This window comes from Polaromonas sp. P3_B4 (assembly GCF_056402835.1).
This window is the reverse complement of record NZ_JBFUGQ010000001.1, coordinates 3,505,402-3,520,715: the sequence shown is the minus strand read 5'-3', so window position 1 is coordinate 3,520,715 and position 15,314 is coordinate 3,505,402. Positions and strand designations below refer to the sequence as shown.

Sequence of the window (15,314 nt, the reverse complement as noted above, 5' to 3'; positions counted from 1 at the left end):
TTGTGTTCTTTCATTGGCGTGGCGACAGGGGCGCGCGCAGTAGGCTCACTCCACATAAGTGACGACCTTCTGCAGTTGAGCAAAAGCCAGGTCCAGCAGCATGCCGACGATGCCGATGACCAGGATGGCGAAGATCACGTTGGTGAGTGAGAGGTTGTTCCACTCGTTCCACACGAAGTAGCCGATTCCCGTGCCGCCCACCAGCATCTCGGCCGCCACAATCACCAGCCAGGCAATGCCCATGGAGATGCGCATGCCGGTCAGGATGGTGGGCGCCGCCGCCGGCAAAATCACCTGAAAGGCCTTGCGCAGGGGTCCGACTTCGAGCGTGCTGGCCACGTTGAGCCATTCGCGTTTGACTGAAGCCACGCCGAAAGCAGTGTTGATCAGCATGGGCCACACCGAGCAGATAAAGATCACAAAGATGCCCGAGATCGATGAGTCCTTGATGGTGTAGAGCGCCAGCGGCATCCACGCCAGCGGCGAGATGGGTTTGAGTACCTGGATGAAAGGGTCAAATGCCCGGCGCAGAAGTGGCGACATGCCGATCACAAAACCCAGCGGCACGGCGACCGCACACGCCAGCAAGAAGCCCAGGCCCACGCGCGCCAGCGAATGGCCGAGCTGGATCAGGATGCCCTTGTCGTTGGGGCCGTTGTCATACAGCGGGTTGGACACCTGCTTCCAGATGGCTGTGCCCATCTGGCCCAGCGTGGGGAAGCCGGTGGTCTTGGTACTGCCCGGGTCCTTGCCCATCATCTTCTGGTATTCGATCTGCTCGGCGCTCAGGCCCGCGGTGCTGGCCGCCGATGTACCGGCCGATGGCAGCGTGGCTACGTACCAGATGCCCAGAAAGGCGAAAAAGATAAGCAGCGAGACCAGACCTGCCTTGAGGTTCAGGGATTTCATGAAAGCTTGTTGATGCTGAAGCTTTTTACGTACTCGTCAGGCTTGGCCGGATCAAACTCCTTCCCCATCACCTTGAACTTCTTGTAAGCGCCTTCAGGCGGCTTGAATCCCGCCAGTGCCATCTGCTTTTTGGCATCCGTCAGCATGAAAACTTTCTCAGCGATCTGTTTGTAGTTAACCTCGCCCTTCACATAACCCCAGCGCTTCATCTGCGTGAGCATCCACACCGCCATGCTCTGCCACGGCACCGGGTCAAAGTTGGCGCGGTCCGGCACGTTGCGGATATTGCCCAGGCCATCGGCGAACTTGCCTGTCAACACCTGCTGCAGCACGGCCTCGGGCTGGTTGAGGTATTGCGTAGGCGCGATCACCTTGGCGATCAGGTCGCGGTCTTTCGGCTGGCTGGCCATGAAGGAGGCGCCCAGCACGGCGCGGTAGAGCGCGGCAAAGGTGTTGGGGTTCTTCTGGATGAACTCGTCGCTGACGCCAAAGGCGCAGCAAGGGTGGCCGTCCCAGATTTCCTTGGAGAGGATGTGGATGAAACCGACCTCGTCGTACACCGCGCGCTGGTTGAAAGGATCAGGGCCCAGGAAGCCGTCGATATTGCCGGCGCGCAGGTTGGCCACCATCTCGGGCGGCGGCACTACGCGCAGTTGTACATCGGTGTCGGGGTTCAGGCCGTTCTCTGCGAGGTAGTAGCGCAGCAAAAAGTTGTGCATGCTGTACTCGAACGGAATCGCGAACTTGAAGCCTTTCCAGTTCTTCGGGTCGCGGTTGTTCTTGTGCTTCACATGCAGCGTGATGGCCTGGCCATTGGTGTTCTGGATGCTGGCCACATTCATGTTGACCTGGTTGGAACCGAGGCCCATGGTCATTGCCAGCGGCATGGGTGACAGGAAGTGCGACGCGTCATGCTCTTTGTTGATCATCTTGTCGCGTATCAGCGCCCAGCCGGCGGTTTTGTTGAGCTGGACGTTCAGGCCTTCTTTTTTGTAAAAGCCCAGCGGGTCGGCCATGATGAGCGGGCTGGCGCAGGTGATGGCGATGAAGCCGATCTTCAGATCCTTCTTTTCCAGGGGCACGCGGTCTTGCGCCATGGCCTCCAGCGCGCCGAGCGGTAGCACCGAGGCAATCGCCGCGCGCGCCGTGTTGGCGCCCACCGCGCGCAGGAAGTTGCGGCGCACGCTGTCAACCGGGAACAGTGCCTTCACCAGGCTGGCTTCCATAAAGCTGTGCGAGAGCGCTTGCGGGCTGGCGGCAGACGCATCGGCGGCATGGTGATCGGCCGCGCTGTGGTCCCTGCCGCAGCTGCACTTGAGCATCAGGGGCTGGTCGGCGTCGTAGGGAGAAAAGAGGTCAGACATGGCGCGCACCTTTCTTTGGAAGATGCGGCTGTCTTGCAAGCGGCGGGCCAATTTTGGCCAATTGGGGCGAAAGCGCGGCAGTTGCCGCATTTCGCTGTGGATGCCATGACAGGGTGTAGGGCGTCCACTACAAAAACCGGCCCGCAAACAGCAACAACGGTGCCGCCATGCTGGTTTTGGCTGCGCGGGCCTGCGCGCAGGCAGATACGTCAGCTGGTTTCTTTCACCTTCAGCAGCGTTGCGCCGGGCTCACGGTGGCGCACCGGTTTTGTCACGCACCAAATTCGCGCAGGGCGCGGGCCCTGCCTCTACCTCTGCTGGCTCAGGCCGGAGACGAGATGTCGGCCAGTGACTGGCCCACATCCTCTTCGTCCTGGCCCTTGACCGCGATATCGCCGATGGAAATGATGCCGGCCAGGCGTTGCGAGCCGTCCAGCACCGGGAGACGGCGAATCTGGCGGGACGCCATGTCTGCAAGGACCGTGTCGAGGTCGTCAGTTTCACGTGCGGTATGTATGTCGGTGCTCATCACGGTAGACAGCGGCGTGCCGCCGTTCAGGCCCTCAGCGACGGCGCGCAGCACGATGTCGCGGTCGGTCACCATGCCGAGCAGCTTGTCGCCCTCGCACACAGGGATCACGCCCACATCGAGCTCGCGCATGGCTTTCGCGGCGTCGGCCACGGTATTGCCGGGGGCCATGGTTCGCACGTTGCGGGTCATCACGTCGGTGACGGTCGTCATAAAAATACTCCTTGGATGGGTGAGCGTGGGTCCGGGCTGGGCGGTATCGGAACGACATCGCCGTCTGCAGCCAGCATGCCCTGAGCGTGCGTGTTTTTTCCGGTCATGGGCACCCGAGCGGCCGTAGGACAAGGCCGTTTGACGTGTTGCGGTCAGCTGTCGGCGGGCGCCCTGCCATGGCGCTCGGCATACAGGGCCAGTTCCACGTCGTTTTTGGCGCCGGTTTTTTCCAGGATGCGCAAGCGGTAGGTGCTCACGGTGTTGGACGCAAGGCCCAGTTGCGTGCCGATCTCGCCCACGGACTTGCCGGCCGTGAGCAGGCGGAACACCTGGTGTTCACGGTGCGACAGGGCTTCGGCGCCGCTGCGTCCCCCGCTGCCGCCGACGGCGCTGGCCAGCGCTTCGGCCGTGGCGGCTGAAACGTACAGGCCACCGGCCGCCACCTTGCGCACCGCGGCAATCATGTCATCGGGATTGGCGCTTTTATTCAGGTAGCCCGCCGCCCCCAGCTTGATACAGCGCACGGCGTACTGCTTCTCAGGGTAGGTGCTGAGCATCAGCACAGGCAGGCGAGGCCAGTTTTTCTTGAGCGCCTGCAGCACATCCAGGCCATCGCGCTCGGGCAAGGCAATGTCCAGCAGCACAGCGCTCAGGCCTTTGTCTCCACCCAACGCGTCGACGCGCTGCAGTATGTCGGGGCCGGTCTCTGCTTCGGCTACCACTTCAATTTCGGGCGCGTCGGCCAGCACCTGCTTCAGGCCTTCACGCACGATGCGGTGGTCGTCGCCGATCAGGATTTTGAGGGTGCTCATAACTGGATCCGAAGGTTAAAGAGGGAGCCGTGGCCGACCTGGCTGGTGATCTCCAGGCTGCCGCCCAGGTGGCGCGCGCGCTCCCGCATGCCCATCACGCCATAAGCATTGGCCGCTTCAAAGGCGGCGGCTTCGGCGCCGCGGCCGTTGTCCTGCACGGCGATGCTGATGTCTTTGGCCGTGGCCCGTATGGTGATAGCTACACGACTGGCGGCTGCATGGCGGCCCACGTTGCTGAGCATTTCCTGGAAGATGCGAAAGATGGCAATCGCCGAGGGCTCGGGCAGGGGCGCGGCGTTTGCAACGTCCATCTGCCAGTCCAGGGCCAGCTCGGCCGACTGCACAAACTCATGCGCCTGCCAGTCGAGTGCGGCCCACAGGCCCTGGTGGTCCAGGATGCTGGGGCGCAGGTCGGTGATGATGCGGCCCACGTTGTCGACCGCGCTTTCAATCAGCCGCCCCATGTTCTGGCATTTGCTGCGCATGGTGTCACGCATGGCCTGCGCGTCGCCGGGTTCACGCTGCTGCTGTTCGCCCAGGCGTTTGTCGAGCCAGCCCACGTCCATCTTCAGCGCCACCAGCAGGCTGCCCAGCTCGTCATGTACCTCGCGCGCGATGCGCGTGCGTTCTTCCTCGCGCACAGTGTGGGTGTAGGCGGTGAGTTCGCGCAGGTGCTGCAGGGCCTCAGACAGCGCCTGGGTGCGTTCGCTGACGCGTTGCTCGAGCACCGCATGCGCCTGGCGCAGCGCGTCTTCGGCCTGGCGGCGCGCCGAGATGTCGACAAAGGTGACCACTGCGCCCTGCACCACGCCGCCTTCGACGATGGGGTGCGATGAGTATTCGACCGCAAACGCGCTGCCGTCCTTGCGCCAGAACAGCTCCGTGTCGATGCGGCAGGGCAGCGCCTTGCGAAAGGCGTTGAAGATGGGACACAGGTGCTCGGGGTAGTGCGCGCCGCCGGCATGCGAGTGGTGGGCCAGCTCGTGCATGTTGTGGCCCAGCACGTCGGCGGGGGCATAGCCCAGTTGCTCGGCGCCGGCACGGTTGATGAATGTGCAGCGGCCGTCCATGTCGATGCCGAAGATGCCCTCACCGGTGGACTCGAGCAGCTGTGACAGCTTGTCGCGCCAGACAGGCTGGTTGGCGCCGGGAAGGTGGGCGGGTGCGGGCATGGCGTAGTTCGGTTAACCGCCGTAGTCCGTAAATTCGGTAAACATCTTGTCAGGGCAACGCCCGCCTGAGGCGTTGCGCTCGTAGTAGTTCCAGCGGTAAGCCATTTCCGTGTTGTCCTGGCAAGCCACGCCCTTGTACAGCTTGCCGTAAGTGGCCCTTGCGCCTGAGGATGACCGGAAGCTGTCAAGACTTTCAACGACCAGCACACCATCTTTGGGATAAACCTTCAGCACGCCGAAAGACGCATTGCTCGGTATGTCGTAGTCCACATAGAGTTCGGTCCGCTCAGGATTCGGGCGCGCCTTCTCTACCAATATAAAAACCGCCTGTTGCTGCTCAACCAGCTCTTGCTGCGTCAGGTGGGTAAATGATTGGGACTGCATTTTTTTGCCGAATTTGAGCGCCGGGCCCAGTACCAGCAAAGGTTTTCGCTCACCCGTAGCGGCAGGGTTGAACCGGTGTTGAAGCGGCTTCTTAAACCTGTTGACGACAGCCGAGAAAATTTCATCGTCGCTAAAGTTTTGGTTCTGCAGCTCTAAAGCCCAGACAGGGCTTGCGGCACACAGCAGCAGCGCAGCCAGTAATCGGTGTGTTTTGAAATACATCGTCATGGAACGGTTGTGATGGTCGGACCGCATCATGGCATGGCAACGCCTGAATTCTTTCAATACTGGTTTTGTGTACATGCCCGCCATGAGCAAACATCGTGCCCAGCTTGGTGCATTGGCCGGGGTTGCATCAACCCAAAAATCGGTGCCGAAGCGGGCTGGCCGGAGGGGTTTGCCCCAAAACGGGTTGTTTTCTTGAATCCCTGTAAAGTCCAAGGCATGCTTACGATTTCCGGGGGCGCTGCGCGCCTCTCGCTGCGGCCGGTCGCCGCCTTTTTCCTGACAGTGCTGGTTTTGCTCGTAGCCTGTAGCCCCACGCTGAACTGGCGCGAAGTGCGGCCCGAGGGCACGCGCCTGGCGCTGCTTTTGCCCTGCAAGCCCGACAAAGCCGAAAAAGTGGTTCCACTGGGTGGCCCGGCAACTACCTTGCGCATGCTGGGTTGTGATGCCGGCGGCGCCACTTTTGCTGTGGCAGTGGCCGACCTCGGTGACGCGTCAAAAGCGGCGCCCGTGCTCGCACAGTGGCAAAGCCTCACGCTGGCCAACATGAAAGCCGGGCCTGTGCCGCAGGTGTCGCCACTCAAGTTACCCGGCGCTGCCGCCTTGCCACCGGCCTCGCTGGTCAAGGCTGAGGGGCAGGGCCCCGACGGCAAACCTGTGAGCGGGCAGGCCGCCTACTTTGTGCAAGGCTCGCAGGTGTTCCAGGTGGTGATGTATTCGCCGCGCGTTGCGCCCGAGGTGGCCGAGACATTTTTCTCCAGCCTCAAGTTTGAATAAAGTGGCTTGCCTTTCATGACCAGCGCAGAAGCTTCCTTGCCGACCTCCCCGAATACCGCTGCGCCGGCTGCCAGTTCCCACCCGGGCCGGTTGGATGCGAAAACCGGCGCCATTGTTTTCCTGGCTTTTGCCGCCGCGTATTTCTGCTCGGCGCTGGTGCGGGCCATCACCGCCACGCTGGCGCCTGTGCTCACGCAGGAGTTTTCGCTGCATGCGCGCGACCTCGGCCTGCTGGCAGGCGGTTATTTCCTGGGCTTTGCCGCCACCCAGCTGCCGCTGGGCACCTGGCTGGACCGCCATGGCCCCAAGCGCGTGATCCTGTGCTTTCTGGCGCTGTCGGTGCTGGGCTGCCTGGCCTTTTCGTTGAGCACCAGCTTTGCCTGGTTGCTGGCGTCGCGTGTGCTGGTGGGCATGGGCGTCAGCGCCTGCCTGATGGCACCGCTCACGGGTTACCGCCGCTGGTATGAGCCGGCCACGGTGCTGCGCGCCAATTCGTGGATGCTGATGACTGGTTCGCTCGGCATGCTGGCGTCTACCCTGCCGGTGCAGTGGCTGATGCCCTTGACGGGCTGGCGGCCCCTCTTCTGGATACTGGCCGCGATGATCTTGCTGTCGATGGCCGCGCTCGCCTGGGTTGTACCTACATGGCAGCTCAACAGAAAGCATGAAGGCCCAGAAGCCGCCGCACCGGCGGTGCCGGCCGAAGTCGGCTACGCGCCGATCTGGCGCAGCCGCTACTTCCGCAAGATGACGCCGCTGGCATTCTTCAATTACGGCGGACTGGTGGCGGTGCAGACCCTGTGGGCCGGCCCCTGGATGATCAGGGTCGCGGGCTATACGCCGCTGGAGGCGGCGACCGGCCTCTTCTATATCAACGCCTGCATGCTGGTGACCTTCTGGAGCTGGGGCATGGTGAACCCCTGGCTGTCGCGGCACGGCTGGGGCGCTACCCGCCTGATCACCTGGGGTGTGCCCTTCAGCCTCACGGTGCTGGCGGTCAATATCGCGGCCGGCACCTCCACCGGATGGCTGGGCTGGGCGCTGTTTTGCATGGGTTGCAGCGTCATGGGCCTGGCGCAGCCCGCGGTGGGCATGGCGTTCAAGGCCTCGCTCGCCGGCCGGGCGCTCTCGGCCTACAACCTCATGATTTTTGCCGGCGTGTTCACCGTGCAGTGGGGAATCGGCTTGCTGATCGACGTGTTTGCCGCCATGGGCCTGGCACGGGTGGCGAGCTTTCAGGCGGCGATGTCCGTGTTTTTGTGTTGTTGTATCGCCTCATATGGGTATTTCCTCAGTGTGAAAGCTGATAATTCACCGCAATGAACGGCATTTTCATCATCGCTCACGCTCCTTTGGCCTCTGCCCTGCGCCAATGCGTGTTGCATGTGTTTCCGGACAACGCAGCGGGTATTTCCGCGCTGGACGTGCAGCCCAACATGCCGCCCGAAGAAACCCTGGCCCAGGCGCGCATCATGCTGACGCAGCTCGGCACCTCGCATGCCTTGGTGCTGGTTGACGTGTTCGGCGCCACGCCCTGCAATGTGGCGCAAAAGCTGGTGGACGGCGTTCATTCCAAACTCATCACCGGCATCAACCTGCCCATGCTGCTGCGCACCGTGTCTTACCGTCACGAGTCGCTCGATGCGCTGGTAGCGCGCGCGCTGATCGGCGCCACGCAGGGCGTGATGCAGGTGGCCATCACCGCACCGCAAAATCAGGTACGCCGAAATCATGATAAAGACCAGCACGAGCATCAACAATAAGCTGGGCCTGCATGCCCGCGCCTCCGCCAAGCTCACCAAACTCGCCGGCAGCTTTGGCTGCGAGGTCTGGATGAGCAAGGGCGAGCGCCGCGTCAACGCCAAAAGCATCATGGGCGTGATGATGCTGGCCGCCGGCATGGGCAGCACCGTGGAGGTCGAGACCAACGGCAACGACGAGCAGGCCGCGATGGAGGCCATCCTCGCTTTGATCGCCGACAAGTTCGGCGAAGGGGAATGACCGATGCCCAAGCGGATTTCAAAGGCGGGCCAGGCGTTTCGCGCCAATGAACGGGGAATCCAGCTTCACGACGAAGGCGAGGATGACCGTGCCCTGGCCTGCTACCGCGAGGCCCTGAGCTTCAGGCCCGACTGGGCCACGCCCTGGTACAACATCGGCCTGCTGCACAAGTACCGGTGCGAATGGCGTGAATCCCTGGAAGCGAACCTGGAGGCCATCCGCCTGGACCCGTCCAGCCAGGGGGCCATCTGGAATGCCGGCATTGCCGCTACCGCCCTGGGCGAGTGGGCCCGTGCGCGCAGCGCCTGGAAGCAATACGGCATCGACATCGGCGACGGCGATGGGCCGGTCGATTACCCCATAGGCGCGACACCTGTTCGGGTGGCCGTCGACGGTGAGCCCGAAGTGATCTGGACCCGGCGTATCGATCCGGCCCGGGCCGTGATTGAAAGCGTACCCCTGGCGGCCTCGGGACGGCGGTACGGCGATTTGCTGCTGCATGACGGCGCACCCAACGGTTACCGAAAAATCGGCGACCTGGAGAAGGCTGTCTTTGACGAACTGCAGGTGCTCAAGGCCTCTGTCTATTCGACATTCGAAGTTGTTGTTGAAGATGCAACAAGCGCTGATCTGGATGACTTGTACGCGCGCTTTAAATCGGACAGTGTCGTCATGGAAAACTGGACGGAGACGCTCCACACCCTGTGCAAGGCCTGCTCTGAAGGCCGGCCATTTGCAGAGGGTGGTCACAATCATGATGAGCCGGCCCGCGATGACGGCTCATGGCGGCTAGGCATCGCGGCGCTGGAAGCCGGGCAGGCCCGGCGCGCGCTTGATGCGTGGCTGGTCGCGAAGCCGGGTGTGAAACTCTCGGGCTTCGAATGCGTCCTGGATGCAAGCACTGCGCAACACCATGGGAGCGCTGCATGACTTTTTCCGTCCACGGTCTCGCCGTTTCTCGCGGGATCGCGATCGGCCGCGCCGTGCTGGTGGCCTCCAGCCGCGCCGACGTGGCGCACTATTTCGTGGACGACGCCAAGACGGCAGACGAGATCACGCGGGTCAGGGTGTCGCGCAATGCGGTGATGGAAGAAATCACGCGCCTGCAGCAAGACCTGCCCAAAGACGCGCCGCACGAGCTGGCCGCGCTGCTCGACGTGCACCTGATGCTGCTGCAGGACGAGCAGCTGATCAGCGGCGTGAAGCACTGGATCGTCGACCGCCATTACAACGCCGAGTGGGCGTTGACCACGCAGTACGAAATCATTGCGCGCCAGTTCGACGACATGGAGGACGAGTACCTGCGCGAGCGCAAGGCCGACCTGGAACAGGTGGTCGAGCGCATCCTGCGCCACATGAAGGGCGTGGCCTCGCCGGTACAGCCCGCGGCCCAGGCCGGCGCCAGCCGCAAGCAGTCGCAGCAAGACCTGTTGCTGGACGACACCACCGACGTGCCGCTGGTGCTGATCGCGCATGACATTTCCCCGGCCGACATGCTGCAGTTCAAGCAGAGCCTCTTTGCCGGCTTTGCCACCGATGTGGGCGGCAAGACCTCGCACACCGCCATCGTGGCGCGCAGCATGGACATCCCGGCGGTGGTCGGGGCGCGCAGCGCCAGCCAGCTGATCAAGCAGGACGACTGGGTCATCATCGACGGCGAGGCCGGGGTGTTGATCGTCGACCCGTCGCCCATCATCCTGGCCGAATACGGCTTCAAGCAGCGCCAGGGCGAGCTGGAACGCCAGCGCCTGAACCGGCTCAAGCACACGGCGGCGCTGACCATCGACGGGCAGAAAGTCGATCTGCTGGCCAATATTGAAATGCCCGAAGACACGGTGGGCGCGGTGGCTGCCGGCGCCGTCGGCGTCGGGCTGTTTCGCAGTGAATTCCTTTTTATGGGCCGCAGCGGCAAGCTGCCTGACGAGGAAGAGCAATACCAGGCCTACCGCAAGGCGATTGAAGGCATGCACGGCCTGCCCGTCACCATCCGCACCGTGGACATCGGCTCCGACAAGCAACTGGATCGCCACAAGGCGCAGGACACCCACCTCAACCCGGCGCTGGGCCTGCGCGCGATTCGCTGGAGCCTGGCTGATCCGCCGATGTTTTTGACGCAGCTGCGCGCCATCCTGCGTGCGGCCGCCCATGGCAAGGTCAACCTGCTGGTGCCCATGCTGGCGCATGGCAGTGAAATCCGCCAGACCATGGCGCTGATCGACCGGGCGCGCGCGTTGCTCGACAACAAGGGCGTTCCGTACGGGCCGGTGCGGCTGGGCGCGATGATCGAAATCCCGGCCGCGGCGCTGACGCTCAAGCTCTTCCTGAAGTACTTCGACTTCCTGTCCATCGGTACCAACGACCTGATCCAGTACACGCTGGCCATCGACCGCGCCGACGAGGCGGTGTCTCACCTGTACAACCCCTGCCACCCGGCCGTGCTGCGCCTGATCGCCGACACCATCAACGAATGCAACGCGCAGGGCAAGGGTGTCAGCGTTTGCGGCGAGATGGCCGGCGACGTCACCATGACGCGGCTGTTGCTGGGCATGGGCCTGCGCAGCTTTTCCATGCACCCGTCGCAGATCCTGGCGGTGAAGCAGCAAATCCTGCGCGCCGATGCCGCCAAGCTGCAGCCCTGGGCCGAACAGGTGCTGGCCTGCGAAGAGCCGGCGACGATGCTGCAAGGTTGATGGCCGTCAGGCTGCTATTGCTATTAAAAACATAGCTGCTCGCGCACATCCTGATTGGGCTGGAGCCCGAAAACGTTGCTAAATCTTGCCCATCTGCCCATTCAGGGCGGCTGAAACAAAGCGAAACACGCCGCAACCGCGCTGCAAACCGCCCAGGGCCCCCCGCGGGCACCATGAGGAACCTTCACTTCTTCTTTGAGGCTCCTCATGAAACATCGCGTTAAAAAAATCCTGCTCGGCCTTTTCGGCGGGGCGCTCATCGTCGGCAGCCTGGGTGCGTGCTCGCACGGCGGCCACGGCTGGCACGGCGACGCCGGCTCCCCTGAGGCGCGCGCCCGCATGGTCGAAAAAATCGGCTCGCGCCTGGACCTGGACGCTGCGCAAAAGCAAAAACTCGCCGTGCTGGCCGACAAGCTGCAGGCACAGCGCGCGGCCCTGCGCGGCAGCAGTGAGCCACGGGAAGCCGTTCGCGGCCTCTTTGCCGGCAACAAGCTGGACCAGGCCGGCGCCAAAAAGCTGATCGAGGAAAAAACCGCCGCGATTCAGTCCGGCAGCCCGGAAGTGATCGCCGCAGCGGCGGACTTCTTTGACAACCTCAAACCTGAGCAACAGCAAAAAGTGCGCGACTTCATGGAGCGCGGCCGCCGCTGGGGTTACCGTGGCTGAGGCACTGTTCTTCCCGGCAGGCCGAACGGCGGCAACCGCTGTGCGCCGCATCGCCAAGGTGGCTGCCCCGGGCAGCGCCAACGGCGGCGTACGCCTGCTGCTGCGTGCCGAAGGGCTGGTGGTGGTGGCCGCCGCTGCGGCGGCCTACGCCCAGTTCGGCGCGGGGTGGGGCTGGTTTGCGGCGCTATTTCTGGTGCCCGACCTCTCTTTTCTGGCCTACCTGGCCGGGCCGCGTGTGGGGGCTGCTGCCTATAACGCCATGCATTCCTACCTGGGCGCCGTCGGCCTGCTGGCGGCTGGCGTTTTGGGCGCTGCACCCATGCTGGTGGCGGCTGGGTTGGTCTGGTGCGCGCATATCGGCTTTGACCGCCTGCTGGGTTACGGGCTCAAGTACGGTGCGGGGTTCGGGCACACCCATCTGGGGCGCATCGGGCCCAAAGATCCGTGGTGAATAGCGCCTTTCTCCGCTTCAAAGGAGCCCGATGTTGAAATCGCTAACTTGCAGCATGTTCGTTGCTTTGGCGTCGATCGCCGGCGTGGTGGACGCCACTGAACCTTCCGGCGGAGCCGGCTTTCGTCTGATTCAGCTTCCCGATCCTGTCACGCAGCAACCGATGCAGGCGGCGGTGTTCTATCCGGCAGCGCCCACGTCTGAAACAACCAGGATGGGGGCTGTCGCTGTGTCTGCCGTGAAGGATGCGGCGCCGATAGGTGCGCGCCATCCTATGGTGCTGCTCTCGCATGGCAATGGTGCCGGCCGGTTCAGTCACCACGATACAGCGACATTCCTCGCGCGTCATGGCTACGTGGTGGCCGCAATCGAGCATCCGGGCGACAATTTTCGCGACAGCAGCGGGGTCGGCACCGATCGGGTGCTGATTGGAAGAGCGCTGCAACTGTCCGCACTGCTGGATTTCCTGTTGCAGGCTCCGGCCTCTGCGGGCCTGATCGATTCCCGGCGGGTGGGCGTTGCGGGTTTTTCGGCAGGCGGCTATTCGGCCCTCTTGCTGATGGGCGCCAAACCGAAGTTCGAGCTGCTCAGTGCCTATTGCAAAGCCTTGCCGACAAGTGTTCTATGTGCCGGTGGCGGAAAGGTTTCCCTGTCGTCGCCCCCGTTGATCGCGAAGACTGACGACCGCATCCGCGCCGCGTTCGTCATGAGCCCGCCGGGAGCCTTCTTTGACCGCGAAAGCCTGTCGCAGGTCTCGAGGCCGGTGAATCTGTACGCGGCCGGCGCCGATTCCGTGCTCCCGGCCAGGGAGAACGCGATCAAAGTGAAGGAACTGCTCCCCTCATTGGCCCGATACACGGAGATCCCCGTGGCCGACCACTTCGTGTTTCTCGCGCCGTGCACGTCGGAGATGCGCGGCGTCGCACCCGCTCTGTGTACGGATCCACAAGGCGTCAATCGGGCTGCTGTGCATGACAATGTGAACCGCGATGCATTGATGTTTTTTCAGGAGCAACTCCAGGTCGATGCGAGTTTTCTGAAGCGAATGTAGCCAATCCTATGCCCCATATCCTGCTGATCGACGACGACGAGCACCTGGCTGCGCCGCTGGCCGCCTACTTTGCCCGCTTTGACTTTGTGCTCGAAAGCGCGCTGCGCCCCGGCGAAGGCCTGGCCATGCTGCGCGCCGGCGCGTATGACGCAGCCATCCTGGACGTCATGCTGCCCGAGATGGACGGCTTTGCGCTGTGCCGCGAGATCCGCAAGGAAAGCGACATCCCCATCGTGATGCTGACGGCCCGCGGCGACGTGATGGACCGCGTGGTCGGGCTGGAGCTGGGCGCCGACGACTACCTGCCCAAGCCTTTTGAGCCGCGCGAGCTGGTGGCGCGCCTGCAGACCATTTTGCGGCGCCAGCGCAGCGCACCGGCTGCGGCCACCCAGCGCCATGTGTTCCAGGGGCTGGTGATCGACGTTGAAACGCGCGAGGTGCTGCGCCTGGGCGAAAAGGTCGAGCTGACGGGCACCGAGTTTGAATTGCTGGCCCTGCTGGCGGCCGAGCCCGGCAAGGTGTTCAACCGCGACGACATCCTCAACCGCCTGCGCGGCCATGAGGCCGAGCTGTACACGCGCGCCGTCGACATCGTGGTGAGCCGGCTGCGCAAAAAACTGGAGCCGCTGGACTGCATCAAGACCTTGCGCAACGCGGGCTATGCCCTTGCCGCCGGCAAAGTGGGTGTGCCATGAGGCGCTGGAAAACGCGCCGGGACTGCCGGGCCCGCGAGCGCTCACGCCCCGAGCGCTGGCGCCACCGCTGGAAGCATTCGCTGCGGCTGCGGCTGATTACCGTGTTCCTGCTGCTGGCGCTGGCCATGGGCGCGGTGTTCATGAGCGGCATGCAGCGGGCGTTTTCAACGGGTTGGCGCGACGCGGCCAAGCCGCTGATCAGCGACTACATGGACCGGCTGGTGGCTGACCTGGGTTCACCACCCGATGTGGGACGTGCCCAGGCGCTGGCCGCGCGGCTGCCGATTTCCATCCGCATCGAAGGGCCGCAGGTCAACTGGCAGTCGCATCCCGACAGGCCCGACCGCAAGGTGTTTGACGCCCGCGCCAAAGACTGGCTGAGCCGGACCACGGCCGACGGCCACCGCGTGATTTTTGGCCCGGGCACCGCGCCCTGGCAGACGGCGCCACACGGGGTGTTTGGCTGGATCACGCTTGCGCTGCTGTTGGGCTTGCTCGTGGGCGCCTATGCCTATGTGCGGCGCCTGCTGCGCCCGCTGGACGACATCCGCGCAGGCGCCGAGCGCTTTGGCCGCGGCGAGTTCGCAACGCCAATTCCCCTGCGCCGCCGCGACGAACTCGGCGACCTGGCCGGGCGCATCAACACCATGGCGCACGATATTGAAGGCATGCTGAACGCCAAACGCGCCTTGCTGCTGGCGCTGAGCCATGAGCTCCGTTCCCCGCTCACACGCGCCAGGCTCAACGCCGAACTGCTACCCACCACGCCGGAAGGCACCGGAGCCGGCGAACGCGAGCGCGAGGCGCTGCTGCGCGACCTGGGCGAAATGCGCGACCTGATCAGCGACCTGCTCGAAAGCGAGCGCCTGGCCAGCCCGCACGCCGCGCTGCAGCGCGAACCGGTGGACCTGGCGGCGCTGGTGCGCGAAACAGCCACCGAGGTGCCGGGGGCATCAGAGATGGTGCTGGACCTGGCGACAGGCCTGGCACCGCTGGCGCTGGACCGCATGCGCGTGCGCCTGCTGGTGCGCAACCTGATGGACAACGCACTGCGTTACAGCAGCGGCGCCGGGAGGCCGCCGCAGGTGTCGCTGCAGCCGGCGGGCGGCGGCGTGATGCTGGAAGTACGCGACTTCGGCCCGGGCGTGGACGCCGCGCAACTGGCACATTTGACCGAGCCCTTTTACCGGACCGACGGCGCGCGCCAGCGCGCAACGGGCGGTGTGGGACTGGGCATGTATTTGTGCCGGCTGGTGGCCGAAGCACATGGCGCCGAGCTGCAGGTGCGCAATGCGGAGCCGGGCCTGGCCGTGTGCGTGCTGTGGTCTGCTATTGAATCAGGAGCTGCTCGCGCCCGTTCTTAAAGGGCTGCGGG

At 63.9% G+C, this 15,314-nt stretch carries 17 protein-coding genes; 11 read left to right on the top strand and 6 right to left on the bottom strand.

The features are described from left to right. Positions 1 to 45: 45 nt before the first annotated feature. The 6 genes from ntrB to AC1DVV_RS16710 form a co-directional block, all read right to left on the bottom strand. Positions 46 to 909 (bottom strand): nitrate ABC transporter permease, encoded by an 864-nt coding sequence (ntrB, locus tag AC1DVV_RS16735; RefSeq protein WP_477701505.1) that lies wholly within the window; start codon positions 907 to 909, stop codon positions 46 to 48. Beyond that, complete coding sequence (locus AC1DVV_RS16730; RefSeq protein WP_477701506.1) at positions 906 to 2,273, bottom strand: CmpA/NrtA family ABC transporter substrate-binding protein; 1,368 nt, start codon at positions 2,271 to 2,273, stop codon at positions 906 to 908. Before AC1DVV_RS16730 ends, ntrB begins: the two co-directional genes overlap by 4 nt. Positions 2,274 to 2,595: 322 nt before the next feature. After that, positions 2,596 to 3,015: a CBS domain-containing protein gene (locus AC1DVV_RS16725; RefSeq protein ID WP_477667612.1), complete on the bottom strand. Its 420-nt coding sequence runs from the start codon at positions 3,013 to 3,015 to the stop codon at positions 2,596 to 2,598. Between the two features lie 152 nt (positions 3,016 to 3,167). Continuing rightward, positions 3,168 to 3,827: a response regulator transcription factor gene (locus AC1DVV_RS16720; protein ID WP_477667613.1), complete on the bottom strand. Its 660-nt coding sequence runs from the start codon at positions 3,825 to 3,827 to the stop codon at positions 3,168 to 3,170. Continuing rightward, the gene (locus AC1DVV_RS16715; protein WP_477701507.1) at positions 3,824 to 4,999 is read right to left on the bottom strand and encodes a sensor histidine kinase; all 1,176 of its coding nucleotides are present in this window, start codon (positions 4,997 to 4,999) and stop codon (positions 3,824 to 3,826) included. The genes AC1DVV_RS16720 and AC1DVV_RS16715 overlap by 4 nt, the downstream gene beginning before the upstream one ends. A gap of 12 nt (positions 5,000 to 5,011) precedes the next feature. Continuing rightward, positions 5,012 to 5,824, bottom strand: a complete 813-nt coding sequence (locus tag AC1DVV_RS16710; protein WP_477701508.1) for a hypothetical protein — start codon at positions 5,822 to 5,824, stop codon at positions 5,012 to 5,014. Positions 5,825 to 5,827: 3 nt separating this feature from the next. On the opposite strand from AC1DVV_RS16710, the gene AC1DVV_RS16705 reads away from it, so the two are divergent. From AC1DVV_RS16705 to AC1DVV_RS16655, 11 genes are all read left to right on the top strand, one after another. Then, entirely contained in the window at positions 5,828 to 6,385 is a 558-nt protein-coding gene (locus tag AC1DVV_RS16705) for a hypothetical protein (RefSeq protein ID WP_477701509.1), read from the top strand. A 15-nt stretch (positions 6,386 to 6,400) separates the two neighbouring features. Further along, positions 6,401 to 7,708: an MFS transporter gene (locus AC1DVV_RS16700; RefSeq protein ID WP_477689472.1), complete on the top strand. Its 1,308-nt coding sequence runs from the start codon at positions 6,401 to 6,403 to the stop codon at positions 7,706 to 7,708. Continuing rightward, positions 7,705 to 8,148, top strand: a complete 444-nt coding sequence (locus AC1DVV_RS16695; RefSeq protein WP_457281604.1) for a PTS sugar transporter subunit IIA — start codon at positions 7,705 to 7,707, stop codon at positions 8,146 to 8,148. Before AC1DVV_RS16700 ends, AC1DVV_RS16695 begins: the two co-directional genes overlap by 4 nt. Further along, the gene (locus tag AC1DVV_RS16690) at positions 8,117 to 8,386 is read left to right on the top strand and encodes an HPr family phosphocarrier protein (RefSeq protein WP_477689473.1); all 270 of its coding nucleotides are present in this window, start codon (positions 8,117 to 8,119) and stop codon (positions 8,384 to 8,386) included. The genes AC1DVV_RS16695 and AC1DVV_RS16690 overlap by 32 nt, the downstream gene beginning before the upstream one ends. Before the next feature lie 3 nt (positions 8,387 to 8,389). Continuing rightward, positions 8,390 to 9,316: a tetratricopeptide repeat protein gene (locus AC1DVV_RS16685; RefSeq protein WP_457281602.1), complete on the top strand. Its 927-nt coding sequence runs from the start codon at positions 8,390 to 8,392 to the stop codon at positions 9,314 to 9,316. Next, a complete protein-coding gene (gene ptsP / locus AC1DVV_RS16680) occupies positions 9,313 to 11,076 on the top strand; it encodes a phosphoenolpyruvate--protein phosphotransferase (RefSeq protein WP_457281601.1) in 1,764 nt (587 codons plus the stop codon). Before AC1DVV_RS16685 ends, ptsP begins: the two co-directional genes overlap by 4 nt. A 207-nt stretch (positions 11,077 to 11,283) precedes the next feature. Continuing rightward, entirely contained in the window at positions 11,284 to 11,742 is a 459-nt protein-coding gene (locus tag AC1DVV_RS16675) for a Spy/CpxP family protein refolding chaperone (RefSeq protein ID WP_457281600.1), read from the top strand. Further along, on the top strand, positions 11,735 to 12,193 hold the full coding sequence (locus tag AC1DVV_RS16670; protein ID WP_457281599.1) for a DUF4260 domain-containing protein: 459 nt from the start codon (positions 11,735 to 11,737) through the stop codon (positions 12,191 to 12,193). The genes AC1DVV_RS16675 and AC1DVV_RS16670 overlap by 8 nt, the downstream gene beginning before the upstream one ends. A gap of 31 nt (positions 12,194 to 12,224) precedes the next feature. Next, on the top strand, positions 12,225 to 13,244 hold the full coding sequence (locus tag AC1DVV_RS16665) for an alpha/beta hydrolase family protein (RefSeq protein ID WP_477707214.1): 1,020 nt from the start codon (positions 12,225 to 12,227) through the stop codon (positions 13,242 to 13,244). 8 nt (positions 13,245 to 13,252) lie between these two features. Then, the gene (locus AC1DVV_RS16660; RefSeq protein WP_457281597.1) at positions 13,253 to 13,939 is read left to right on the top strand and encodes a response regulator transcription factor; all 687 of its coding nucleotides are present in this window, start codon (positions 13,253 to 13,255) and stop codon (positions 13,937 to 13,939) included. Then, positions 13,936 to 15,303, top strand: a complete 1,368-nt coding sequence (locus tag AC1DVV_RS16655; RefSeq protein WP_477701512.1) for a sensor histidine kinase — start codon at positions 13,936 to 13,938, stop codon at positions 15,301 to 15,303. The genes AC1DVV_RS16660 and AC1DVV_RS16655 overlap by 4 nt, the downstream gene beginning before the upstream one ends. The last annotated feature ends 11 nt before the right edge of the window (positions 15,304 to 15,314 follow it).